This window comes from Arachnia propionica (assembly GCF_900637725.1).
GTDB classification, from domain to species: domain Bacteria; phylum Actinomycetota; class Actinomycetes; order Propionibacteriales; family Propionibacteriaceae; genus Arachnia; species Arachnia propionica.
This window is the reverse complement of the sequence record NZ_LR134406.1, coordinates 895,536-920,855: the sequence shown is the minus strand read 5'-3', so window position 1 is coordinate 920,855 and position 25,320 is coordinate 895,536. Positions and strand designations below refer to the sequence as shown.

Here is a 25,320-nt window from a genome sequence, read left to right as displayed (position 1 = left end):
TTAAGGTAAACCTTAGTTAAACCGGGGCTTTTTGTGAACCCCCGCGTTGGGAATGGTCACGTCACCGCCCTCCCCGCAACTCCTGCTAACCTTCCAGAACGCCGGGGTGCCCCACCGAAAGGGGCTGAGATCAAACTCGTCGAACCTGATGCAGTTCGCACTGACGAAGGGAGCGCCATGAACGTCGCGTCCGTCCTTGCCCAACTCCGCGCCACGACCCCGCTGGTCCATTGCCTGACCAACACCGTGGTGCCGCAGATCACCGCCAACGTCCTGCTGGCCGCCGGCGCCGCGCCCGCGATGATCGACCTCCCGGAGGAGGCGGAGCTCTTCGCCGGGATCGCATCGGCGGTGCTGATCAACGTCGGCAACGGCTCCTCGGAGCAGCACGCGGCGCAGCGTGCTGCCGCGAGCGCCGCCCACGGGGCCGGCACTCCCTGGGTGCTTGATCCGGTCGCGGTCGGTGCACTGCCGGTACGGACCGCCCTGGCCCGAGAACTGCTGGCTCTGTCGCCTGCCGCAATCCGGGGCAACGCGTCCGAGATCCTGGGCCTGGCGGGCGCCGGCGCCGGAGGGCGGGGCGTGGACTCAATCGACCCCGTCGAGGCCGCGGTGGAGGCGGCACGGGGCCTGGCCGACAAGCACAACACCGTCGTGGCGATCTCCGGAGAGGTCGACGTGGTGATCAGCACGTCGCGAACCACGCGCATCCACGGCGGCGACCCGCTGATGCCGCTGGTGATCGGCACGGGCTGCTCGCTCGGCGCACTGGTCGCGGCGACACTCGGCGCCACCCGGGAACACCCCTGCCCACACGACGCGGTCGTCGCCGCCCACTCCCTGTTCGCGGCCGCTGGCATCGTGGCGGGCCGCGACGCGAAGGGCCCGGCCAGTTTCGAGATCGCCTGGCGCGACGCCCTGTACGCGCTGACCCCCGACGAGGTCGCCTCCCTGGTCGCTGTCGAGGAGGCCTGATGCGGATCGACTGGCGGCTCTACTACGTCACCGACCCGGACCTGTCCGGCGGCCGCGGCCGCGTGGCCCACACCGTGGAACAGGCCGTGCTGGGCGGGGCCACGGTGGTCCAGTTCCGCGACAAGAACGCCGACGACAACACCTTCCGGAAAGGCGTGCTCGCCTGCCAGGAGGCCATCGAATCCGCCGTGGCCAAGGGTGCGGCCGGAGCGGAGCTGTTCGTCAACGACCGCCTGGGGATCGCGGTGGAGCTGGGCACCCACCTGCACATCGGGCAGTCCGACGGCGACCCCGCGGTGGTCCGCGAGGCTCTCGGTCCGGACCGGTTGCTGGGGGTCTCCGTCAGCTCCCGGGCCGAGCTGGACGCCATCGCTGCCATCGGGTGTGCCGACGTTGTCGGGCTGTCCCCGGTGTGGAGCACCAGCACCAAGACCGACACCGCCCCGGCGCTGGGCCTGGAAGGGGTCCGGGAACTGCTCGCCGCCCGGCCAGCGGGCCTGCCCGCGGTGGCCATCGGGGGAATCAACGCCACCAACGCCGCCGAAGTCATCGCGACCGGGGTAGACGGTATCTGCGTGGTATCCGCGATCGCGGCGGCCACCCGTCCCCGCGAGGCCGCAGCGCGGCTGAAAGAACTCTGGGAGAAACCATGACACCGAGAACTGCACTTTCCATAGCGGGCTCCGACCCGAGCGGTGGCGCCGGGATCCAGGCCGACCTGAAGACCTTCGCGGCCCTCGGGGTGCACGGCATGGCCGCGCTGGCGGGCCTGACGGTTCAAAACACCCAGGGGGTGCGGGCCGCGTCCCCCATCGACCCGGGATTCGTCGTCGCGCAGGTGGAGGCGGTCCTCGACGACATCGAGGTGCACGCCACCAAGCTCGGGATGCTCACGAACGCGAGGATCGCGGAGGCGGTGGCGGACCTGATCGCCGCGCGCCGGGCGGACTTCGGTTTCCTGGTCCTCGATCCCGTGATGGTGGCGACCTCGGGCGACAGGCTCCTGGCCGACGAAGCAGTCGAGGTGGTTCGCACCCGATTGTTGCCGCTGGCCGACCTGATCACCCCGAACGTCCCGGAGACCGCGGTGCTGGCCGGTTCCTCACCTGCGGGTAACAGCTCCGAGCTCCAGGCGCAGGCGGAGCGCATCGTCACGACGGGCGCCCGTGCGGTCCTGGCAAAGGGCGGTCACCTGACCGGCGAGGAGCTGACCGATCTCCTGGTCACGCCGAACGGAACCGCACGGTTCACCGGCGCTCGCGTGAACACCCGCAATACCCATGGCACCGGATGCACCCTCAGTTCCGCGATCGCCGCCACCGCGGCACGCGCCGGAATTGCGCCAGGCGGCACCGTCCCGGAACACGTGGTTGCGGAGGCCCGTGATTTCCTGCACCGCGCCATCCTTGCGGGGGCCGATTGGCAACTCAGTCGCTCCCCCGGGACCGGACACGGCCCGGTGAACCACCTGATCAACCTGAAAGGAGCACAGGCATGACCTGGCGCACACGGGAGTTCAGCGCTTCGGCCTGGGAACACATCGCCGGGATCCGCGAACGCATCGAACAGCTGCCGCTGCTGACCCAGCTGGCCGACGGCACCCTGGAGCCGCGCCGCTTCGTCGAGTACATCGTCCAGGACGACTTCTACCTGCGCGGCTACTCCCGGGCCCTGGCGCTGCTGGCCGCCCGGGCCCCGCACGCCAAGGCCCGGTCCTTCTGGGCACAGAGCGCCGGAGAGGCCGTCGCAGCCGAAAAGCTGATGCACGATGCCCTCCTGAACGACCCCCTGCTGCGTTCCGCCCCGCACGCGGCAGCTCCCTCCCCCACCACCCGCGGCTATGTGAACTTCATCCAGACCGCGGTCGCCTACGATCCCTACCCGGTGGGGGTGGCGGCGGTGCTGCCCTGCTACTGGGTCTACGCACAGGTGGGCCTGGACCTGGCCGAACGGGCCGGGGCGGTGGAGAACCATCCCTACGGAACCTGGGTGGCGGCCTACGCAGATCCGGCCTTCCAGGAAACCACCGCGGTGGCCATCGAGCTGCTCGACGAGGCGGCCGAGGCCACCGACGACGCGACGAGAACGGTCATGCTCGACACCTTCGCCGACGCCACCCGCTACGAGGAACTGTTCTGGGAACGCAGCCACTGCCTGGAGGCCTGGACCCTGTAGTCGCTCCGGGGTCGGCGGCAGGCAAACAACGTGGATGCCGACCTTCAGTCACGTTCACCGTCTGCGTTGCGCATGAGGAGGAACGAGAGCATTCAAGCGACGCGACCACCGAACGCCATAATGGAAATGCGGGTCGAAAGCGGGAAACATCACCCACCAAGTAGGGAAACCCCGCATCCACGTCGCAATTTACTTGAGTCTCCTGATCTCCCGCTATATCTGGCGTGGAATCGGTAGGAGGGCCGGGCCCGGTGCGGGCCCGGCCCTCCCTTTGGTCCGGTTCAGTCCTCGCGCTGCTTCAGCACCGCCTTGGCGGCCGCGAAACGGGCGATGGGCACCCGGTACGGGGAGCAGGAGACGTAGTCCAGGCCGACGGACTGGAAGAACTCCACCGAGTCCGGGTCGCCGCCGTGCTCACCGCAGACGCCGGTCTTCAGGTTCGGTTTGATGGAGCGTCCCTTCGCGACACCGATGTCGACCAGCTGGCCAACGCCGGCAACGTCGATGGACTCGAACGGGTTGCGTTCCAGTACCTTGCTCGTGACGTACTGGGTGAGGAAGCCGTTCTCGGCGTCGTCGCGGCTGATGCCGATGCCGGTTTGGGTGAGGTCGTTGGTGCCGAAGCTGAAGAAGTCGGCGTACTCGGCAATCTGGTCCGCCACCAGGGCGGCCCGCGGCAGCTCGATCATGGTACCGACCGTCACATCCAGCTCCTTGCCGGCGGCCTTCAGCTCCTCGGCGACCGTCTTCTCCACGATCTCGCGCTGGATCTCCAGTTCCTTCGACAGGGCCACCAGGGGGATCATGATCTCCACGCCGATCGTCTCGCCCTCGCGTTCCAGCACCGCCAGGGCGGCCCGGATGATGGCTCGGGTCTGCATGGCCGGGATCTCCGGGTAGAGCATCGCCAGGCGGCAGCCACGGGTGCCGAGCATCGGGTTGAGCTCGTGGAGGCGCTTGACCTGGGCGAGGGTGGCGCGGGCGGCCCCCAGCTCGGAGGCGTCGCCGCCCGTCAATTCGAGACGCTGCACCAGCAGCGACTGCTCCACCAGGTTCGGCAGGAACTCGTGCAGCGGCGGGTCGAGGAGCCGGACGGTGACGGGAAGCCCCTTCATCGCGGTGAAGATGCCCTCGAAGTCGGCCTGCTGCATCGGCAGGATCTTCTCGAGCGCATCCGCGCGGGCCTCGTGGGTCTCCGCCAGGATCATGCGACGAACCGCGGGAAGCCGGTCGGCGGCCATGAACATGTGTTCGGTGCGGCACAGCCCGATGCCCTCGGCGCCCAGTTCGCGGGCCTTGGATGCGTCCTCGAAGTTGTCGGCGTTCGCGCGCACCCCGAGTTCGCGAACCTCATCGGCCCACGTGACCACGCGCTGGAAGTCCTCGTTGATGCGCGGCGGGATCAGTTTGATCTCCTGCCCGAACACGTCGCCCGTGGAGCCGTCGAGGGTGATGACCTCGCCCTCCTTGATGACCCGGTCCCCGACGGTGAGGGTGCGGCCCTTGGCGTCGATGTGGATGCCGGAGGCGCCCGCGACGCAGGGCTTGCCCATACCGCGCGCCACCACGGCCGCGTGGGAGGTCATGCCGCCGTGGGCGGTGAGCACGCCCTGGGCGACGATCACGCCGTGGATGTCGTCGGGGGTGGTTTCGTAGCGCACCAGCACCACCGCTTCGCCACGCCCGCCGCGCTCCGCGGCGGTGTCGGCATCGAAGACCACCTCGCCGACCGCGGCCCCCGGGGATGCGGGAAGGCCCTTGGCGATGGGTTTCTCGCCGTGTGACGGGTCGATGGCGGGATGCAGCAGCTGATCCAGCTGGTCCGGTTCAATGCGCAGCAGCGCCTCCTCCTTGGTGATGACCCCCTCGTCCACCAGATCGGAGGCCACCTTCAGCGCGGCGGCCGCGGTGCGTTTGCCGTTGCGGGTCTGCAGCAGGAACAGCTTGCCGTTCTCGACGGTGAACTCCATGTCCTGCATGTCACGGTAGTGGGACTCCATGCGGTGCATCGTGTCGATGAGCTCGTCGTAGGCCTCGGGCAGCACTTCACGCATCTCCGCGAGCGGCCGCGGGGTGCGAATGCCAGCCACCACGTCCTCGCCCTGGGCGTTGACGAGGAACTCGCCGTAGAGTTCCTTGGCGCCCGTCGACGGGTTGCGGGTGAAGCACACGCCGGTGGCGGAGTCATCACCGCGGTTGCCGAAGACCATCTGCATGACGTTGACGGCGGTGCCGAGGTCGGAGGGAATGTTGTTGGCGCGGCGGTACACCTCGGCGCGGGGGTTCTGCCAGGAACGGAACACCGCGTTCACGGCCCGGTGGAGCTGTTCGACCGGGTCGGAGGTCCACTCGCCACCCAGGTGCTCGTTGCTGATCTCCTTGAAGGTGGCCACCAGCTCCTTCAGGTCCGCAGGTCCCAGGTCGGTGTCGAGCTCGACGCCGCGCTTGCGCTTCAGTTCGGTCAGCGCGTCCTCGTAAGCGTAGGCCGGGACGCCCTCGACCACCTCGCCGTACATCTGAATGAAACGGCGGTAGCAGTCCCACGCGAAACGTTCGTTTCCGGATTCCTCGGCGATGGCCGCCACGGACTCGTCGGAGACACCGAGGTTGAGGATGGTGTCCATCATGCCGGGCATGGAAAACACTGCGCCGGAGCGCACCGAAACCAGCAGCGGATTCTCGGAACCACCGAGTTTGCGTCCCGTGCGTTCCTCCAGCCGGGTCAGGCCTGCGTTGATCTCGTCCGCCAGACCGTCGGGCCATTCGCCGCCCCGGTTCATGGTTTCCACGCAGGCCGTCGTGGTGACGGTGAAGGCGTCGGGGACAGGGACCCCGACCCGGGCCATCTCAGCGACGCCCGCCCCCTTTCCCCCGAGTAGGTTACGCATGGTCGCGTCACCTTCCGAGAGGTCGTAGATGTAGCGTTTCTCGCTCATTCGCGTTTGTCTCCCTTGATCGTTGCGACGGGTCTACCTCGTCCGCCCCAACCTTAGCGGTTTCCCGTGAGGACCCGCCAAAGTGTGCGCAGGATTGAAGCTCTTATGCCCGCTCACTAGGCCTTTGACGCCGTCAAGTCCCCGGGTAAACTCGGTATATGTTGAAACCACTGGTCGGAATTGCTGGCATGCTACTCACCGTGTCCCTGGCCGCATGCGCCGCGGACACCCCCGCTGAGCCCCGGGATCCGGGAACCGAGAAGTCCCCCACCGGGCTCCCCATTGCCACCGCACCCACTGAGATGCCCAGCGCCAGCACCGGCACCACGGGCACGGTGGATCCGCCCGAAACCCATATGGCGGCCATCCGGGCCGACCTCGACGGGCGTGGCGTGAGCGGTTCCGATGCGACGCTGGTGGAAGCCCACAGGAAGACCTGGAATACCGGTGCGCTGGGCTGCCCGCTCCCCGGGGTCAGCTACACCCAGGCCTTGGTCGAAGGCTGGCAGGTTGTGGTCAAGGTCGGGGACAAAACTTACGATTACCGCTTCGGGACAGACGCCACTCCGACGCTGTGCGAGAACAGCATGAACTTCATCGGTATCCCCGCAGAGACTCCCACGGATATCTGAACCGGTAATTCCACAGACTGGGTTACTTGAAGAACCAAGAGGGATGGCCCCCGCTGATGCGGGGGCCATCCCTGTGTTTCGGGTCCGATTCAGAGCATCACCCCAGGTCGCCAGTCTTGGGCAGGCCCGGCTTGAGCGGAGCCCGGGTCGGGACAGGCGAAACCGGAGCGCTCGGGTCACCCGGGGAAGCCGAGCCCGTGGGGTTCGGATTCGTGGGGGTCACCGTCGGGTTCGGAGTCGTGGGGCTCACCGTCGGGCTGGTTCCGCCACCGGTCAACGAACCCGTGACCGCCTCAGGAGTTCCCTGATCGTTGTCGAAGACCACTGCCATCCATCCCAGCGACTTCTGGTCATCAGCCGCAGCCTTGTTGTACGTGACGGACACGTCCTTCGACCCGCCGGCAGGCACCTGGAAGCTCTGGCCGTCGTTGAAGGGGCGGTTTTCCGGATCGTAGGTGGCCATGCCATCGGTGGCGTCCTTCGCCTGGGCGTTGCTGCCATAGGTGACGGCCCCGTACTGGAACTTGCCGGTCACACCGACGCTGGATGCCTTGACCGTGAGGAGCGCGGTGCTGGAATCGCTGGGTGCCAGGGTGTAGCTCCCCGCCGGGACGCCCGTCTTCGTGGCCATGTCGTAGATGAACACCTCGGGAACGCCGTTGTAGACCTTCAAACGCCTCTTCCCGGAGTCGGCGCTGAACACGATGTAATCCGTCTTACCGTCATTGTTGTTGTCGATCGGGATCTGGTAGCTGTTACCGGCCGCGTTCGAGTGGCGCGTGTGACTGTTGATCGCGAAGACCAAGGCCTTCTCGCCGTCGAACGTGGTGGTCGCGACCCCGACGTTGGCGATGTCAACGCCATCGCCCGCTTCGATGGCTTCGGCCGGGAGGTCGCCCTTCGGGTCGGTGGCGCCCCAGTTGAACAGGAACCCGCTGGTGTCGTAGGTGCCGCCCTGGTTCTGGAAGCCGATCTTGGAGGAATCGGAGCTGATCTCACCGGTCACCTTGGTGGTGGAACGGGGAACCATCAGGTAGGGAACGCTCAGCGTCTTGTCACCCGAGGTGAACTGCACGTTGCCCGAGGCCTCGTAGAAGTTCTGGGAGTTCTGGGACTTGAGGCTGCTCGGAACATCCGAGGCCTTCATGGTCAGGGTCACGGTGACATCGGCCGTGCCGCCCGCAGGGACGGTGACCTTGTTGGTGTTGAGTTTCACCTGAGCGGGCAGGCTCTGGCTCGAGGCCTTGACCTCCCCGTTGAAGGTGACCTCCGAGTTCCCCTTGTTCACGAGGGTGATCGTCTTGGTCGCCTCGAAGGAACCGTTGGATTCCTGGTAGCCGAAGCTGAGCAGAGCGTCACGGACGGTCTTGTCCTTCACCTCGTTGGAGTCACCGTACGCGAAGACCTGGGTGGTGGTGGAGTCCACCGGATCCACCAGGCCGCCGCCACGCGTGGGTCCGTAGCCGCTCACCTTGGAGGCGTCGGCCGTCGAGACGATCGCCGCCGAGATCTCCTGGGAGTTCCAGGAGGGATGGGCCTGCTTGGTGAGAGCCGCGACGCCCGTTGCGTGCGGAGCGGCCATGGAGGTGCCGGAAAGAGTGCTGGAATCGTTTCCGGAACCGACCCGGGCCGAGGTGATGGACACGCCGGGGGCAGCCACGCTGGGACGCAGGGCGGAATCACCGCTGCGAGGACCGGCGGAAGTGAAGTCACCGTACTTGGTGAAATCCGGGTTGGGGACCGTGTTCGCTGCGAAGGTCATCTGCTTGCCATCGGTAGCGGCCAGGGCTGCGCCGTCAGAGTGCTTGACGGTGAGGAATGGGATCGTCACGTCCAGCTGTTCCCCGGTGCTCGGGTTGCCGGTGATTTTCCCTTCGTAACTGGCGTAGTCGTCGCTGGAGTTGATCATGACCACGGCAGCTGCCTTGTGCTTCTGCCCAAACACGGCACGGGCCACCCGGGCGCAGTTACCCCGCGCGGTGATCACGATGGAACCCTCAGGCACGTTGGCGTAGTCGGAGTCGGCGCAGCCGAGGGAAACATTGCCCGAGGCGTCCTTCAGCACGTGCACGGGGGCGTCTGCGGGCAGCTTCGCGTCGTTGGCGTTCATGGCCTGAACGGACTTGCCGTCAACGGTGAGCTGAGCACCCGGGTAGTTCTCCATGGGGTTGCTGGCGGCGACGGAGATGACCCCGGCACCGGACGCGGGCGAACCCGTGAGGTAAGGCTGCGAACCGTAGTTGCCGGCCGAGGCCAACACGACGACACCCGCGGCGACGGCATTGGAGGAGGCGATCGCATCGGCGTCGCTGCGCTTGCCGTAGGGCGTGCCAAGCGACATGTTGATCACGTCCATCTTGTTCTTCACGGCCCAGTTGATGGCTTCCGTGGTCATGCTCGTGGACCCCGTGCAACCGAAGACGCGCACCGCGTAGAGCTCGGCCTTGGGGGCGACACCGGGCCCCACCTTGAACTCGTTCTCGTGGGTCTTCTGGTCGTAGGCGCCGGTGTAGGTCTTGCCGTCGGCGAGGACCCCGGCTCCGCCGACGGTGCCGGCGACGTGGGTGCCGTGCCCGGCCCTGGCGCAGTCGATGGGGTTGTCGTCGGGCGTCGGGGTGTTGGTGCCGTTGTACTCGTCACCGACGAGATCCACCCCACCCTTGACGCGCGGGGCGTTGGGACCGAACCACTCCGAGTTGGGGGTCTTGGTGGCAGACTCTTTGTTGAACGCTTCGACGGTTCCCGGGCCACCGAAGGTCGCGTGGGTGTAGTCGATGCCGGTGTCGATGACGGCGACCTTGACGCCCTCACCGGTGTATCCGGTGGCGCCACCGGCGCCCTCCCACACCTTCGGCGCTCCGATCATCGGGACCCCGTGAACGTTGCTGCGTTCGTAGGTGGGGACGGAATGAATGGCCTTGACCTCAGGGAGGGATTCGAGATTCTTTAACTCGCTGCTGTCGATGGTCACGCGCATGCCGTTGAAGGCGGACTGCATCTTGCTCTCGACAGCACCCCCCTTGGCCTCAATGGTCGTGGCAACTTTGTCCTGGACGCCCGACAGCTCGCTCTCGATCTTCTCCTCCTGGGCGGCGGTGAGCTCACCGCCCTTCTCCGCCTTGACAACTGCGACGGGGTCGTCCTTGAGTTCCACCATGACGGTGACTTTGCCGCTGACGCCGAAGAGTTCCTCAGCTGAATCGGACTGGATCTCCCCGCCCGGGGCCTTGGCGATCAGGTTTGCCAGGCCGCCCTCGCTGCTCGTTTCATCCGCGGTGGCCGTGGACACCGGGAGAACGAGCGCCAGGGCACCCACAGCGGCTAGTAGCTTTCTACTTCGCAAGGTTCTGCCTTTCCTTGTGCGAAGGACCCACCCGGGTCCACAAAGGCCTTCGCTTCCCTTCCCCTCCTCAGATCTCCGCTCCGAGTGGAAACGATGACCGAAAGGCAGACTAGCCTGCCGGTGGATCACCGCCAAACCCCCGCCGGTATCACCAAGGAGCCCGGGAACCGATCCCCGGAACATCACGAGGCCCCCGGCGGATTCCGGGGGCCTCGCAAGAAGGAAAGATCAGCTCACGACGGCAGCCACCCGCCGGCGCATTCCCTCCGCGTACTGGGCCGCTTCCAGGCCGGCCACGAGGTGCCAGACCCCGTCGCCGACCTTGACGGCAGCGGCCAGCCCGGCCCGTTTCAGGGCGTCGGCATCGACCTTGGAGTCGTCGACGACCTCGACCCGCACCCGGGTCTCGGCGATGGCCTCGACGGAACGCACGTTGTCCTCCCCGCCAAGTGCGGTGACCCACTGCTTGGCCTGGTTGGTCTCGACGTCACCGACGACGATCACGCGCGGCTCGACCGCGGCCTCCGCCGGCTCGGCGGCGCGGCGGGCGGCGGCCTTCTCCTCGGGGGTGCGGTAGTCGAAGACGAGCACCAGGAAGAAGGTGGTGAAGAATGCGGCCGCGATGGCGATGATGTACAGCAGGGTGGGGGTGAAGATACCGATGGTCAACAGCGATGTGAACGCGAATCCGCCGGCTTCAAGTCCCCCTCCGAAGCCTATGATGATGCCACCAACGGCGCAGCCCGCGAGGATTCTCGGGTAGATCTGCTTGAACCGCAGATGAATGCCATAGAGAGAAGGCTCGGAAATCCCACCCAGCAGGCCGGCCACGAGCGCGCCTGTGGAGGTTTGGCGCATCTGCTGGTCACGCTCCCGCATCGCCAGGATCATGACACCAGCCGTCGCACCGAAGCAGGCGAAGTTCCAGGCGCCCATTGGGCCTTGAATGTAGTCAGAGCCCCTTTCGGAGATGTTGACGATCATGATCGCATTGATCGGCCAGTGCAGGCCGAGCGGCACCATGAACGGGTAGGTCAACGGAATGAGGATGGCGAAGATGAAGGGCCACTGGTTGATCCACTGCAACGCACCTGCCAGACCGGCACCTGCGTACACCCCGACGGGGGCGATCAGGAAGGCAGTGAGAGGCAGCATGATGATGAACGAAAGGAAGGGAACGAAGATCAGCTGCAGGTTCTCGGGGATCAGCTTCTTGAAGAGCTTGTAAAGCGGACCCAGCAGCCCTGCCATGAGCAGCGGCGAGAATACCTGCGATCCGTAGTCGAAGATGGTCAGCGGAACCCCGAAGATATCGATCAGCTTGATGCTCTTACCGAATACCTCCGCATCGTAGGCGGCCACGTTCTTCCCAAGATCAGCGAACCCGGGGAGCATCACCAAGGCCATGATCGAGAAACCGACCCACGGGTCGGCGCCAAGTTTCTTAGATGCGTTGTAGGCCACCATCAGGGGAATGAAGTAGAAGACCGCCTTCCACAACAGATTGACAAAAGCCCAGCTGGGGGGCAGTTGGACCTGCGGGTCGGCCCAGTTGTCGATGACCTTGAACGTCGCCATCAGCGACATGAAGGTGATGATCAATGACGCCCCGAGAAGAGCACCCAGGATCGGGCGGAAGGAATCGGAGAGGAACTCGAAGAAGGAGTCAACCCACGCGAACTTTCCCCGCACTCCCCCGGCCCTGGCCGCGGCCTTGAGCTCCGCGTCGGTGAGCTGGCGTCTGTTGGACATCTCCGGCAGTTCGTTGATCTCGTTGTAGACCGTCTGGACACCACCGCCGATGATGACCTGGTAGCGGTCCCCGGACTGGGGAACCGCCCCCATGACGCCCTTGATGGATTCGACCGTCCCCGTGTCGATCCCGGATGCGTCGACCAGCTGGAAACGCAGCCGCGTGGCACAGTGGGTCAGGGACTGGATGTTCTCGGGTCCGCCGACGGCGGCCACGATCTCGGATGCAGTACTCATGTCGGCCTCTCAGACTTCGTCGACGGGAACCAGGGCCCGGACCTCGGCGGGGGTGGCGCAGTTGACGGCCTTCTCCGCCAGCGCGCGACAGGTGGACAGGTCGTAGGCGCGCACGGCCGCCTTGACCGAGGGGATCGCGGGGATGGAGCAGCTCAGTTCGTCGACCCCGAGGCCGACGAGGATCGGCACCGCCTGCGGGTCGGAGGCGACACCGCCACACACCCCCAGCCACTTCCCGCGTTCGTGGAGGGCCTCGGCGGCCTGCCCGATGAGGGCCAGCACCGCTGGGTTGCAGGGGTCGACCTGGCTGGCGAGTTTGGGATGTCCCCGGTCCATGGCGAGGGTGTAGCTGGTCAGGTCGTTGGTGCCGACGCTGAAGAAGTCGCAGCCGTCCTCGGCCGCGAACTGCCTGGCCATGACCGCCACGGAGGGAACCTCCATCATGATCCCGACGCTCACCCGGTCCCACGCGGCCACCTTGGAGCGTTCCTCGTCGAAGATCTGCTTCGCCCGGCGCCAGTCGTCGATGGTGGCGATCATGGGGAACATCACGTGCAGCTTGGCGCCGGCGTCCGAGGACGCCAGGACGGCGCGGATCTGGGTGCGGAGCACCTCGGGCTGCTCCAGGCCGACCCGGATGCCTCGCACACCGAGGAAGGGATTCTCCTCGGCAGGGATGGGCAGGTACGCCAAGGGTTTGTCGCCGCCGACATCGAGGGTCCGGATCACCAGGGGCTGCCCCGGTTTCAGGGCCTTCGCGCAGTCGGTGTAGATCTGGGTCTGCTCCGCTTCGGTGGGGGCGGTGGAACGCCCCATGAACACGAACTCACTGCGCAGCAGACCGACGCCCTCCGCACCCTTGTCCATGGACGCGACGGCGTCGTCGACACCGCCGATGTTGGCCACCACGGTGACTCGGTGGCCGTCGGTGGTGACGGCGGGTTCGTCCTTGGCGGCCTCCTCGACGGCCTTGCGTTCGGCCATCCGGGCCTGTTTCTCCCGCAGCCGGGCCACTTCCTCGTCGGTGACCCCCATGCGCAGGGTGCCCTTCGAGCCGTCGAGCACCACGAGGGTGCCGTCGGCGATGTCGAGGGCCCTGGCCTCGATGCCCGCGACGGCGGGGATGTCGAGGGAGCGGGCGATGATCGCCACGTGGGAGGACGCGCCGCCCCCGGTGGTCGCGAAACCGACCACGCGGCTGCGGTCCAGCTGCGCGGTGTCGGAGGGAGTGAGCTCCTCGGCCACGAGAATGGTGTTCTCGGGCAGCTCTCCCTTCTCGGAGCGCTGGCCGGTCAGTTCCTCGAGCACCCGCTGCCCGACGTCGCGCACGTCGTTGGCGCGACCCGCGAGGATCTCGTTCTTCAACCCCGCGAGCTGGTCCGCGAAGGCGTTGAAGGCGCCGCGCCAGGCGAAGGCCGCTGATTTGCCCTTGTCGATGGCCGAGGCGGCCAGGTCGAGCAGCTCGGGGTCGCCCAGGATCTCCTGGTGGGCCGCGAAGATCGCGGCCTTCTCCTCGGAGGCCTCCTCCGACATCCGTTTCTGCAGAGCGGACAGATCCAGCAGGGCCCGGTCGATGGCGGAGTTCAGCTTGCGCCTCTCCTTGTGCCGGTCCTCGGCGAACTCTTCGACCACGATGTCCTCGTGGTGGAGCTGCACCACGCGACCGATGCCGAGTCCCGGGGACGCGGAAGCACCGAGCAGCAGGTTCCAGTCGCCCGACCGCGGCCCGGCGGTCTCGGCCACCGGTTCCGTGATGGTGGGTATCGGGATGGTGTCCTCCGTGCCGACGACACCGCCGCTGGGCAGGGTCGGGCAGTCCTCCCCGAGGCCCTCCCGGATGCCCTGGGAGATCGCAGCGACGGCTTCCTTCGCGTCGGTTCCGTGCGCGGTGACGACGACCTTCTCACCGCAGGCAACCGCGAGGCTCATGATCGCGACGATGGACTTGGCGTTGGCGGAGTCGTCGCCGCGGCGCAACTGGATGTCGGAGCGATACTGCTTCGCGAGAGCCACGAGCGTGGCGGTGGGGCGGGCGTGGAGTCCGGTCGGGTTCGGCACCACGAGGGCGTCCGATGCGGCGTCGACGGCGGTTCCCGATTCCTGGGTGGATTCCTCCAGCGGTTTGAGTTCGACCACGGCGGCCTCGTCGATTCCACCGCTGACCAGGCCCGTGACCGGGATGATGGCGGAGAGCAACTCGGTGTTGGTGACCACCACCTGGGTCAGCAGCGACTTGGCCTTGCGGCCGACGTCATCAAGGTCGAAGTCGATCAGCAGGTCACCGGCGCCCACCCGCTGCCCCTCGGAGACGTGGGCGCGGAAACCGTCGCCCCCCAACCTGACGGTGTCCAGGCCTATGTGCATCAGAATCTCGAGTCCCTCGGCACTGCGCACGGTTATGGCGTGACGGGAGGGTTGAAGATCCACCACCTCCCCCGGAACCGGCGATGTCAGCCGTCCCTCCAAGGGATCCACGGAGAACCCGTCCCCGACCATTTTCCTGGCGAAGACCGGATCCGGCACGTCCTCGATTGGAACCATGACGCCGGTCAGCGGCGCCCTGAGACTCACCCGCGCGGTCGACTCTGCACTCACAACGGCACTTCCTTTCCGGAGGGGAGGTGTCACTTCGGATTTCGCACCTGCTCCCCAGTGTCCTCAGCAGCCTAGTTGGGTTCAGCCTCAAGCGGAACACCTATTCCTCGATTCGCCGGGATTTGGCGATTCGGCGGATAACCCCCCGCCCGCAGGGGAAGAAGGTTAATTCTTGGTTAACTCTGCACGCTCGCTCCCCGAGGCGAGTTAACTTCAGGCAACGCGAAGGCGCGGAGAATTTGCCGTTTCCCGGAAACTCCTGTACCGGCACCGGCCGTCCCCACGCCTTCCGGCACAACGAAAGGGACAACGACGTGACCGAACCCTCCGCCACCCGACCCGAGGGAGTCCAGTTGCGCGCGCGACGAAGCCCGCGCCTGATCGCCCTGGGTGTGCTCCTCATCGTGCTGGGAGCCCTGGGAGCCGCCGCCCTGTACACGACCGCGACCGGCCACCGGCAGGCCGTCGCGATGGCGAACGACGTGACCCGCGGCCAGGAGATCCGCTCCTCCGACCTGACCGTGCGAGAACTACCGGGGGACCAGGAGGGAGGACTCGACCCACGGGAGATGGATGACCTGATCGGGAAACAGGCCCTGTTCGATCTACCCGCGGGCAGTTTCCCCGCCAAGCGACACGTGGCGGCCCGGTCGTTTCCCGAGGGGAACGTCACGATGGGGCTGAAACTCGGTCCCGGGAGGATGCCCAACGCCCCGCTGGTGCCGGGCCAGAGAATCCAGCTGGTCGATCTCAAGGAGGGCGTCCTGATGGCCGAGGCCGTGGTCGCGGCCCTCCCCGAGAAACTGCCCGACGGGGCCACCTGGCTGCTGGACATCAGCCTCCCGGCTGACAAGGCCCCTTTGATGGCGACCCGCGCCGCAGCGGATCAGGTCGCACTGTTCGTCCTCCAGGAGTCCTGATGTCGGTGACAGTCTTGACGGGCGGGCCGGGAGCCCCCGGAATCACCACAACCGCCCTGGGGTTGACGCTCTGCTGGCCCGGCGATGTAATGCTCTCCGACTGCGACCGCGACCCGGCGCAGGCCATTCCCGCCGGCTACCTCCGCGGCCTCGACCTCGGGGGCAGGGGGTTGGCCGCCCTGGCCCGTCTGCACCGCGAGACCCGGGACATCGGACCGGAGCTGTCCCGGCAGACCATTGCCCTGACCGAAGGGGACGCCACCAGCCGGCGTTTCCTCCCCGGTTTCGCCCAGCCGGGGGCGGTGCGGTTGTTCGATCACATCTGGCCGGAACTCGCGGAGGCCTTCGTGGGCCTGGGCTCCCAAGGAATCGACGTCATAGTGGACGCCGGGAGGCTGGGTCGCGACGGACTTCCCGTCGCGCTGCTGGAAATCGCGGACGCCATCGGTTTCGTGCTGCAGAGCAACCTGAAATCGCTGGCCGCGTCGCGCCTGTACCTTCCCCTGCTGACTGAGCAGGTCAGCACCCTCCCTGCGGATCGCCCGCTGGGGTTGATGCTCGTGGGACCGGATCGCCCCTACTCGGTGCACGAGATCACCGCCCAGTTCGGGATCGACTGCTGGGCCCGGATTCCCTGGGATCCGAAACCCGCCGGGGTGTTGAGCCACGGCCTGACACCGCCCAGGAAATTCAACAACTCGCCACTCCTCGGCTCGTACCGGGTGGCGGCCCTGCATCTCACGCAGCGACTCGAACGCGCCAGGGCCCTCAGGCGTGAACTGCTCCAAGGCGGTGCCCCGTGATAAGCGATGTCTCGAAACCACCCAGCCTGTCAGGGGCGTTCGCCGCCCTCGCCACCTCCGATTGGCATCCCCGTGCGGCACCTCGTCACCGGTTCCTCGAGGAGGAGGAGTGGCAGCCGAGCTCCGATGTCGACTGGCAGCTCGTGGTGTCGCTTCGCAGGCAGGCCGCCGAGCAGATCGGTCAGGCCAGTGAACGCTGGCTGACCGAACACGGCACGGTGATGCCCGAGGACGACCGGAGGGCACAGGGCAGGGCGATCATCCGCGCCGTCGTGCACGCCCACGCCGAACGCCTCAGCAGCGAGGGTGCGGCGCTGTGGCCCATGGAACTGGAAACCGGCTACGCGGAGGCCGTGGCGCAGGCCATCTTCGGCTACGGGAGATTGAGCCCGGTCCTGAGCATCCCGGAGGCTGAGAACATCGAGATCACCGGCTGGGACTCGGTGATGATCCAGTACGGCGACGGGCACCGGGAGCCCCATCCGCCCGTGGCGGACTCCGACGAGGAACTGATCGAGGCCGTCCGGTTCCTCGGGGAGACCGCCAACCCGCCACGTCCCTTCGACGACGCCCACCCGACGATGACCCTGGCGCTCGGCAGCCGTTTCCGGCTGCACGCCATCGGGTTCGGGTTGAGCCACCGGCCCTCTGTCATCATCCGCCAGCACACACTGACCTCGGTGACGTTGAAGGAACTGGCCGACGACGGCATGCTGCCCCTTCCCGTGGCCCGGCTCCTAGCCCAGGCCGTGCTGGCCCGCAAGTCGATAGTGATCTCCGGGGACCAGGGGGCGGGGAAAACCACCCTGCTGCGTGCCCTGATAGCGGAGATCCCACCGAACGAACGGTTCGGGACCCTGGAGACCGACTACGAGTTGCTGACCCATCTGCAACCCGGGCGTCGCAACATGCTGGCCCTCCAGGCGAAAGTGGGTCTCGGGGAACAGCAGGGTGACCGGCACGTCGGGGAGTGGAGCGTGGCGGATCTCATTCCCGAGGCGCTGCGGCAGAACCTGTCCCGGCTGGTGGTCGGGGAGGTCCGGGGCGCCGAGGCGGGGGCGATGTTCGAGGCGATGCAGGCGGGCGCCGGTACCCTGTCGACCACCCACTCGCACTCCGCCGCATCCACCATCGACCGCTTGGCGGCCCGCGTCGCGCTGGGAGGGGTGCTGAGCGTCGAGGAGGCGATGCGGCAGATCGCTCACAACATCAATTTCATCGTCCACGTGACCCTGCGCGACGACACCTGGCGCGGCGGTCTCAGGCGGCGTTTCGTCAGCGAGGTGCGGCAGCTGACCGGGGCCGTCGAGAACAACCGCCCCAGCACCCACCTCGTCTACCGTTCCGATCCGGCTCCGCTGTTCCAGCCGGAGGCGGCGATGTCGGCCGAGCTCTCGGTTTTCCGGAGGGTGTCATGGGACCGCTGATCGCCGCGGGAAGCGGGGCCCTGCTGGTCGCGGGGGTGATCCTGTTGGTGGCGGGGCTGGGACGCCGGATCCCGGATGCCCCGGTGTCCAGGCCGTGGACGGTACGGTTGGTGGCCCGCTGGCGGGCCATGGGTGCGCGACGCCGGCTGTGGGTGGTCCTCTGCGTGGGCGCCGGTGTCGTGACCGGTATCTGGACCGGTTGGCTGGCGGCGGTGGTCCTGATCCCGTTGGTGCTGCTCGGGATCCCCTACCTGTTGAGCGAACCACCGAACCCGGAGGTCGAGATCCTCGCCGCCCTGGACCGCTGGTTGCGTTTCCTCGGGCCCTCGATAGCGACCGGGAAATCGATCCGGGACGCGATCATCACCACCCGGGGTCAGGTTCCCCAGGTGCTGACCACCCCCGTGGCCCGGGTCGTCGCGCGACTCGACCTGGGGTGGACCACCCGGGACGCCCTGATCGCGATGGCCGATGAACTCGAATCCGCCGACGCCGACGGGGTGCTGGCGGCCCTGGCGATCGCTTCCTCGCGGGGCGGGATCGGCGCCCGGGCCATGCTCGCCGCGCTGGCGGAGAACACCCAGATGCGGTTGCGCACCCTGCGCGAGATCGCGGCGGAACGGGCCAAACCCCGGGCCGTTGTGCGGCAGATCGTGGGCATCACGCTCGCGATCCTCGTCGCGGTCCGGTGGCTTTCCCCCGGCTATTTCGCCCCATACGGGACACCCACCGGGCAGTTCCTGGCACTTGCGCTGACCGCCCTCTACGTGGGGGCGCTGTTGATACTGCGTCGCAGGACCCTCCCGAAACCGGCCGCCCGTTTCCTGAGGGGGAACTGAGATGGGAACCCTGGGACCGCTCATGGTGGCGGGAATGGCGATCGGAGCCGGCGCCCTCCTGGTCGTGATCGGTGGCCTGCGAGCCCCCATCCGCCTGGCCGACGCCCTGGCCCTCCTGGACGGGACCGCTCCCGAGGTGCGGGAGACGCATCCGGAGCGGCGGGGATTGGAGGCGGCCGGCGAGTGGCTGCACGGCACCCTCCGGTTGCCGATCACCCGCAATCAGCAGCGGCTTCTCCTGCTGTCGGGAAGAAGCGTCGCCGACTTCTTCGCGGAGAAACTGGTGTTGGCCACGACGGGACTGCTCGCCCCCGCGATCTGGCTCGTCATGCAACTGATCCTGGGGAACCCCATGACACCGGCACCCCTGCTCCTGGGACCGGTTCTGGGAGTCTGCGGTTATTTCCTGGCGGACCTGAGACTTTCCCGGGCATCCCGGCAGGTGCACAGGAGCACCTCCGAGGCGGTTCACACCTTCTTCGACCTGGTCGCCCTGGAGCGTCTGGCCAACGCTTCCGCCACCCAGGCCGTCACCCAGGCGGCAACCATTTCCGACGCGCCGCTGTTCCGCCGCATGGCGGCCGGCCTGGAACGGTGCCGGCTGGAGCAGACCACCCCGTGGCGGGAACTGCACCGGATCGCGGACGAGTGGGACGTGCCGGAGCTGGGTGATTTCGCCGACATCATGCGTCTGGAGGAACAGGGGGCGGCACTCGCCGAGACCCTGCAGGCCAGGGTCCGGGAACTCCGGGAGGGGCATCTGGCGAAGCAACGCTCACGGGCCCAGGCGGACACCGAGGCCCTCACCATCTGGATGACCCTGCCCGCGCTGATTCTCGGCCTGGCTTTCATCATCCCACCGCTGTTCATCCTCATCGGCCTTTGAGAACCAGCATGAAAAACCTGTGGAAAACGGAGTTCAGGACACTCCACCGCCCAAAGTGAAACCAGAAAGGGAAGAAGGAACCATGTCCCCCTTGTTGATCCTCCTCCAACAGCAACTACACCTGCTGCTCCCGCCCCGACGGGACGAACGCGGGCTGTCGCAGTCCACGGAGAACGCCATTCTCCTGGCGGGGGCCGTGACCATTGCCCTGCTCGTGGTCAGCGTGATCACGAAATTCGTGGAGGCGAACCTTCCCCACTGACCCATGACCGAACCGTCCGGAAGGAATCCCAGTGTGAGACGAGTCGCAACGGCAATTGCCGCCGCCCTCCTGCTCGTCGTCCTGTTGCTGGGCGTGCCCTGGTTGCTGCTCTGCTGGGGCTGGCTGGCCGAGCTGGCGACGATCAACTGGGGAAGTGTGTTCCTGCGTCCCGATGACGGCCGGATCACGCTGGGGGTGTTGTCACTGGCGGGTTGGCTGGCTTGGGCGATGCTCGCCCTGACCACCGCGGGTGAGTTGTTGCACACCATCTCGCGGGGCCGGATCCGGTTCCGCGTGCCGGGCACGGGCTGGCTCCGTCCCGTCATCGCGTTGCTGGTGACGGCCGCCCTGTCCCCGGTGCTGACCGCGAACGCATTCTCGTCCCCGCCCGATGCGCCGGCGGCAATCACCGCCCCGGCCAAGATCCGGCCCGAGGACTCCGCCACACCATCCCACACCGCCCGGCAGGAACCCACCGGTTGGCGGGAGTACGAGGTACAGCCGGGCGACGAGCTGTGGGACATCGCGGCGCGCGAACTCGGTGCCGGGGAGAGATGGCGCCAGCTGGTGGCCGCGAACCCGGGAATCGACATCGACCATCCCCCTCCCCCGGGAACGATCCTCCGATTGCCCATGACGGTGAGGGTGGAGCGGGGGGATTCCCTCTGGCACCTGGCGGAGCGGCATCTCGGGGATCCCGAACGCTGGCCCGAGCTCCACGAGGCCAACCGGGACCGGATCTCCGATCCCGACGAGATCGACACCGGCTGGGTTCTCACGCTGCCCGGGGCGGACGTGGCCGCCCCGGGCGCGCAGCCGCGTCCCGCCCAGCCGCCCGTCACCGTCGAACCAGCCCCCACACCCGCACCCTCACCGGAAGCAACTCCAACGCCCCCACCCACCCCGTCCCCGGCCGAAGACCCCGGACCGGTGACCAAGGCCCCTTCCGCGGACGAGAACCCCGACCTGTCGGGTTACCTCGGCCCGATCGGGGGCCTGCTGGCGGCGGGGGTCATCACAGGCCTGTCGCTGCGCCGCAGGAACGCCCTGCACGCCCGTCCCCTCGGGCGCCGTTCCATTCCCGTCCCACCCCCTCTGGAACGTTTCTGGACTGCCCTGGGGCGCCGCGGCACACAGCCCCGGACCGATGGCCCCGCCGACCTGTCCCCCACCTCCGTGCTGCTGGGCTGGCGCGGGGAGGAGGAGGTCTGGGTCACCCTGGAGGAGAGCCGCTGCCTGTGGCTCTCCGGGACCCAACCAGATGTCCTGGGAATGGCAGCCGGCACCTGGACCAGCCTGCTGTGTTCGCAGTGGTCGTCCGAGGTCGACGTGGTCGCGGCCCATCCCCGGGAAACCTGGGCGGAGGCCGTCGACGATCCCCGCCTCACGGTTCTCCCGTCCACCGATGAGGCGCTGGCGCAACTGGAGCGGCTCTGCGCCGGTCGCCGCGTGGCGCTCGGCTCGGACCCGCTCACGGCCGCGCGTTCGGATCCGGACCGGGCCACCGGGTTCGCCCCTACCGTGTTCATCTTCTGCGATTCCCTGACTCCCCAGCAGGTGGTCCGCATCACCCGGGTGCTCGAACTCGGCCGGGTCGGGGTCAGCGTGATGGCCCCGGTCCGGCAACGTCCCCCCGCTCCGGGAAGTCGTCTGGAGTTGCGGGACGCGCAGGCCGCGACGCTGGACTCCGGGGAGGAGTTCGAACCGCAGCTCATCCCGGGACCGGCCCGCCATGCGCTGGTCGAGTTGTTCGCATCCTCGATCGCACCGGACTCGGAGCCCGCCCCCTGGTGGCGCGACGATCCCCTTCCCCCCGATGAAAACCCGCTGCCCGGCAGCGGCCCCGTCAAGGATCCACCCATGGTCGCCGAACCTCATTCCCCGACGCTGCTTCTCCTGGGGGAGGTGGACCTGGTGGCCTGCGACGGGCCGCGCCCTTCCCGGGCCGCCGGGCGTTGCCTCGAATGCTGCGCCTGGCTGCTCTCCAATCCCGGGGCGACCCCCACCCAGATGCGGGAGTCGCTGATGGTCGCCGAGAGCACCAGGCGCTCGAACATGTCCAGGCTGCGCGGCTGGCTGGGCAGGGGCCCGGAGGGGGAACACCTGCCCGACGCCTACTCCGGGCACATCCGGCTCGCCGCTTCCGTCTCGAGCGATTGGGAGAGGTTCCAGTCGCTGCTCGCGGGTGGGGTCAACCGGGCCAGCGATTCGCTGCTGGCCGAGGCGCTGGCGTTGGTCCGGGGAACCCCGTTGGGGAGTTTCGAGTTCCAGTGGAGCTGGGCGGAGCAGATGCGCAGCGACATGGTGAGCATGATCGTCGACGCCGCGGCGGTGCTGGCGGATCGTTGCACGGCCCGCTGGGAACACGAGCTGGCCGACTGGGCCATCGCCCAAGGAGTCCGCGCCGCCGGGGAAGTGGAACCCTTGGTGGTGCGGCGGATCCGGTCGTTCGCCCAGCGCGGCGACCGGGCCGAGGTGGACCGGCAGGTGTTGCAGCTCACGCGGTCGGCACGCGCCTCGGGACGGGATCTCGGGCCGGATTCGGTGCGCATGATCCAAGAGGCCCTCCAGGCCTGCCGTCAGGGACCCCGCAGGCAACGCTCCGGCGTCGGATGACCGCCCCGAGCGAGATCAGATGAGTGCTCCGAGCAGGTGGGGTAGGGCAGCCAGCGCGGCGGCGATCACCACCAGTTCGGTGTCCTTGCGGCTCCACGCGGCCTCCCCGAACCAGGTTCTGGGTCCCGGGGCCGAGTAGCCGCGCGAGTCCATGGCGATCGTCAACCTCCCGGCCTGCCTGACCGACTCCACCAGCAGCACGAGACACAGCGCCCCCCACTCGCGCGCCTTGCTGACCGGGGAACGGCCCGGACCGACACCACGGACCCGCCGTGCCCGCGAGATCTCCTGCCACAGTTCCGCGAACCCGTCGAGCCGGCGGAGAGCCGCGACCACCGCCAGGACGGGACGCGACGGCATCCGCAGCAGCCCCCCGAGGTGATCCCCGAGGGCCGTGGGTTCCAGGAACGAGGCGGCCACCACACCGGGCAGCACGATGAACGCCACCCGCAGGGCGGCCACCAGTGCGGGTTCGACGGCGCGGGGATCGGAGAGCAGCCAGTTGGACCAGGCGATGGATGCGATCGCGATCCCGGGGGCCACCAGCCGCCCGGGCGGGAACCGGAACCGCAGCAGCACCATTCCCGTGACCACCAGGGCGGCCACCCCGATCGCCAGGGGCAGCAGCCCCCCGGCGGCAACCCCCGAGGCGGTGAGGAGAACCGCCCCGAGCAGCGGGGACAGCGGCCCGGTCCTTTCCAGCAGGCCCCCGGATGCTGGTCCTCCCCGGGCGACCGGGGAGCCCTCCTCCCCGTCCGTGGGTGGCGAGGGCAGGCGAACCCGTCGGTTTGCGAGGCGTGTCAGCGCGGCGTCGTGGGTGGCGACCATCACCCCGGTTCCGGCTTCCCGGGCCGAGATCAGGATCCCCGTCACCGCGGCCCAGGTCAACCGGTCCAACCCCACGGTGGGTTCGTCCACCAGCAGGACCCCGGGTGCGTGGAGCACCGAGGAGACGACGGCCAGGCGTCGCTGTTCCCCACCCGACAGGCTCAACGGTTGGCGGGTCTCCATGCCGTCGAGCCCCACCGCCGCCAGGAGCCGCCGGGCCCGGTCCTCCACGTCCCTCGGATCCCCTCCCAGCACCAGGGCCGTGGCGGTCAGGGAGGACAGCACGGTGTCCCCCACCACCAGGCCCTCCGCGAACTGCGGAACCCAGCCCGCTCTCGACGCGAGCTGCCGCGAGGTGAGGCGCGCCGGATCGTCACCGCCGATCCTCACCTCCCCCGAGACCACGGGCAGCGTTCCCAGGAGCGCGGCCAGCAGGGTGGACTTGCCAGCCCCGCTGTCGCCGTTGAGAACCACCAGTTCTCCTTGCCGCAGCTCCGCATCGACGTCGTGCAGCACCCGCCGTGGTTCGTCCTCCCGGGTGCTTCTCAAGGTGAGCGGCGGCCTCCGGTCGACCGTGATGCCCCGGGCCCGGGCCACGACCTCCCCCGTTTCCCGGAACGTGTTCCTTCCGAGGTCGACGGCGACGGGTTCCGGGTCGGGCGCCCCCGGGACCCAGAGCCCCAGTTCGAGGAGGCGGGCACCCATGGTCCCCAGGACCTCCCCGAAGGGACCGTCGGCGAGAACGCGTCCCGAGTCGATCACCACCAGCCGCTCCACGATCCCGGCCCAGCCGGAGATGTCGTGATCGGCGACGACCAGGGTGGCGCCGGTGCGGGTGACCACGTCGTTCACCGCCTCCCGCAGCCGGGCGGCCGAGGGGGCGTCGAGCATCGCCCCCGGTTCGTCGAGGAGAAGCACGTCGGGTTTCATGGCCAGCGCCCCCGCCAGCGCCAGTCGCTGGGCCTGCCCGCCCGACAGCGCCGCCGTCGGGTGTCCGGTGCGAAAGGGAAAATCAACCAGTTCCAGCGCTTCGGCGACCCGTCCGCGGATCTCCGCGACCGGCAGGCCGAGGTTCTCCGGCCCGAAGGCGACGTCACGCCCCACGGTCTCGGCAACGACTGAGTCGAAAGGCTGCTGTCCCACCAGGCCGACGTCACCGCGACCCGCGGCCGCCGGGACTCCCCCGACCGTCACCTCGCCCGTGAGCTCCCCCGGGGTGTGATCCTCCAACACCCCGGCGAAGGCCCGCAGCAGGGTGGATTTCCCCGCCCCGCTGACCCCGGCCAACAGGACCCTCTCCCCCGCCCCGATCTCGAGATCCACATCGTTCAGGAGCGGGTGATCGGCGCCCAAGGGCTGCCATGTGAGCGCGACCGCCCGCAGCTGGCCCCGCTCAGCCACGCCGGGCCAGGTGTTCCCGGCCGGCGGGGAAGGCGTTCAGCGCCCCGGTCGCGGCCATCGCCCTGACCAGGGCCCAGCCTCCGAGACCGGAGATCGCGATGCAGGAAACGACGGCGCACCCGAGGGCCACCAGCTTCATGCCGAGGGTGTACTCGCCCTGGTAGACCCACCATTCCCAGCAGCACAGTTCAAGGGCGGCGGAGAGCGTACCGGCCAGCATCGCCACCCAGACGCGGAATCCCCGCCACAGGAAGACCGCGAGAATGATCTCGACCCCGAGCGCCTGCAGCGTTCCTGAGATCATCACGTTCAGCCCCCACTGGTTTCCCAGCAACGCCTCGACGGTGGCGGCCACGATCTCGCAGAGCAGGGCCGCTCCGGGGCGGCGCACCACGAGCCCACCCACGACCGCGGGCAGCACCCACACCCCGAGGGTCAGGCTCGCCAGGGGCGGGAAGACCGTGTTGAGCGCCGCGGACACCGCGGGATACAGCAGCAGATCCCATCCCCAGAACGCGACGCCCAGTGCTACGCCGAGAATGGCGATGGTCACGAGATCCACGGAACGCCACGCGGCGGGTCCTCCCGCCGCCAGCTGTGTCCTCATCGTCCTGGCGGTTCCAGTCATGTCAACTCCTGTGGTCTGCCGGATTGTTCCGGTTTCCTCAGGGAGGTCGCGGCGGGCACGCCCGA

18 protein-coding genes and 1 riboswitch are annotated in these 25,320 nt (G+C 68.0%); of the genes, 12 read left to right on the top strand and 6 right to left on the bottom strand.

All coding sequences use genetic code 11. The features are described from left to right. Nucleotides 1–92: 92 nt before the first annotated feature. Nucleotides 93–189: riboswitch (TPP riboswitch) on the top strand. From thiM to EL272_RS04050, 4 genes are all read left to right on the top strand, one after another. Further along, nucleotides 178–975, top strand: a complete 798-nt coding sequence (gene thiM / locus EL272_RS04065; protein ID WP_061787806.1) for a hydroxyethylthiazole kinase — start codon at nt 178–180, stop codon at nt 973–975. Its footprint overlaps the riboswitch before it by 12 nt. Continuing rightward, the gene (thiE, locus tag EL272_RS04060; protein WP_061787807.1) at nt 975–1,628 is read left to right on the top strand and encodes a thiamine phosphate synthase; all 654 of its coding nucleotides are present in this window, start codon (nt 975–977) and stop codon (nt 1,626–1,628) included. Before thiM ends, thiE begins: the two co-directional genes overlap by 1 nt. Further along, nucleotides 1,625–2,473, top strand: a complete 849-nt coding sequence (gene thiD / locus EL272_RS04055) for a bifunctional hydroxymethylpyrimidine kinase/phosphomethylpyrimidine kinase (protein WP_061787808.1) — start codon at nt 1,625–1,627, stop codon at nt 2,471–2,473. Before thiE ends, thiD begins: the two co-directional genes overlap by 4 nt. After that, entirely contained in the window at nt 2,470–3,150 is a 681-nt protein-coding gene (locus EL272_RS04050) for a TenA family protein (RefSeq protein WP_061787809.1), read from the top strand. The genes thiD and EL272_RS04050 overlap by 4 nt, the downstream gene beginning before the upstream one ends. Before the next feature lie 281 nt (nt 3,151–3,431). On the opposite strand, the gene ppdK is transcribed toward EL272_RS04050, so the two are convergent. Then, nucleotides 3,432–6,086: a pyruvate, phosphate dikinase gene (gene ppdK / locus EL272_RS04045; protein WP_014845954.1), complete on the bottom strand. Its 2,655-nt coding sequence runs from the start codon at nt 6,084–6,086 to the stop codon at nt 3,432–3,434. 158 nt (nt 6,087–6,244) lie between these two features. Here ppdK and EL272_RS04040 point away from each other — a divergent pair, with 158 nt between their 5' ends. Further along, complete coding sequence (locus tag EL272_RS04040) at nt 6,245–6,718, top strand: hypothetical protein (RefSeq protein ID WP_014845953.1); 474 nt, start codon at nt 6,245–6,247, stop codon at nt 6,716–6,718. A 97-nt stretch (nt 6,719–6,815) separates the two neighbouring features. Here the strand turns inward: EL272_RS04040 and EL272_RS04035 are convergent, their stop codons facing one another. From EL272_RS04035 to ptsP, 3 genes are all read right to left on the bottom strand, one after another. Beyond that, nucleotides 6,816–10,007, bottom strand: a complete 3,192-nt coding sequence (locus EL272_RS04035) for a S8 family serine peptidase (RefSeq protein ID WP_244926110.1) — start codon at nt 10,005–10,007, stop codon at nt 6,816–6,818. Nucleotides 10,008–10,289: 282 nt separating this feature from the next. After that, the gene (locus EL272_RS04030; protein WP_014845951.1) at nt 10,290–12,050 is read right to left on the bottom strand and encodes a PTS transporter subunit EIIB; all 1,761 of its coding nucleotides are present in this window, start codon (nt 12,048–12,050) and stop codon (nt 10,290–10,292) included. Between the two features lie 9 nt (nt 12,051–12,059). Beyond that, nucleotides 12,060–14,645, bottom strand: a complete 2,586-nt coding sequence (gene ptsP / locus EL272_RS04025) for a phosphoenolpyruvate--protein phosphotransferase (protein ID WP_073970062.1) — start codon at nt 14,643–14,645, stop codon at nt 12,060–12,062. A 314-nt stretch (nt 14,646–14,959) separates the two neighbouring features. Here ptsP and EL272_RS04020 point away from each other — a divergent pair, with 314 nt between their 5' ends. From EL272_RS04020 to EL272_RS03990, 7 genes are all read left to right on the top strand, one after another. Further along, nucleotides 14,960–15,565 (top strand): hypothetical protein, encoded by a 606-nt coding sequence (locus EL272_RS04020; protein WP_126409342.1) that lies wholly within the window; start codon nt 14,960–14,962, stop codon nt 15,563–15,565. Then, the gene (locus EL272_RS04015; protein WP_061787812.1) at nt 15,565–16,368 is read left to right on the top strand and encodes a hypothetical protein; all 804 of its coding nucleotides are present in this window, start codon (nt 15,565–15,567) and stop codon (nt 16,366–16,368) included. The genes EL272_RS04020 and EL272_RS04015 overlap by 1 nt, the downstream gene beginning before the upstream one ends. Further along, nucleotides 16,365–17,795, top strand: coding sequence for a TadA family conjugal transfer-associated ATPase (locus EL272_RS04010; RefSeq protein WP_061787813.1), 1,431 nt, complete (start codon nt 16,365–16,367; stop codon nt 17,793–17,795). The genes EL272_RS04015 and EL272_RS04010 overlap by 4 nt, the downstream gene beginning before the upstream one ends. Continuing rightward, nucleotides 17,783–18,634, top strand: coding sequence for a type II secretion system F family protein (locus EL272_RS04005; RefSeq protein ID WP_014845946.1), 852 nt, complete (start codon nt 17,783–17,785; stop codon nt 18,632–18,634). Before EL272_RS04010 ends, EL272_RS04005 begins: the two co-directional genes overlap by 13 nt. Before the next feature lies 1 nt (nt 18,635). Beyond that, the gene (locus EL272_RS04000; protein ID WP_014845945.1) at nt 18,636–19,520 is read left to right on the top strand and encodes a hypothetical protein; all 885 of its coding nucleotides are present in this window, start codon (nt 18,636–18,638) and stop codon (nt 19,518–19,520) included. Nucleotides 19,521–19,602: 82 nt separating this feature from the next. Next, nucleotides 19,603–19,782: a hypothetical protein gene (locus EL272_RS03995; RefSeq protein WP_041696233.1), complete on the top strand. Its 180-nt coding sequence runs from the start codon at nt 19,603–19,605 to the stop codon at nt 19,780–19,782. Nucleotides 19,783–19,815: 33 nt separating this feature from the next. Continuing rightward, nucleotides 19,816–22,398 carry an AfsR/SARP family transcriptional regulator gene (locus tag EL272_RS03990; RefSeq protein WP_061787814.1) on the top strand — a complete coding sequence of 861 codons (2,583 nt, stop codon included), beginning with the start codon at nt 19,816–19,818 and terminating at the stop codon, nt 22,396–22,398. A gap of 15 nt (nt 22,399–22,413) precedes the next feature. On the opposite strand, the gene EL272_RS03985 is transcribed toward EL272_RS03990, so the two are convergent. Together EL272_RS03985 and EL272_RS03980 are read right to left on the bottom strand one after the other, a co-directional pair. Then, entirely contained in the window at nt 22,414–24,627 is a 2,214-nt protein-coding gene (locus EL272_RS03985) for an ATP-binding cassette domain-containing protein (protein ID WP_061787815.1), read from the bottom strand. Then, nucleotides 24,620–25,255, bottom strand: coding sequence for an ECF transporter S component (locus tag EL272_RS03980; protein ID WP_014845941.1), 636 nt, complete (start codon nt 25,253–25,255; stop codon nt 24,620–24,622). The genes EL272_RS03985 and EL272_RS03980 overlap by 8 nt, the downstream gene beginning before the upstream one ends. Nucleotides 25,256–25,320: the final 65 nt, after the last annotated feature.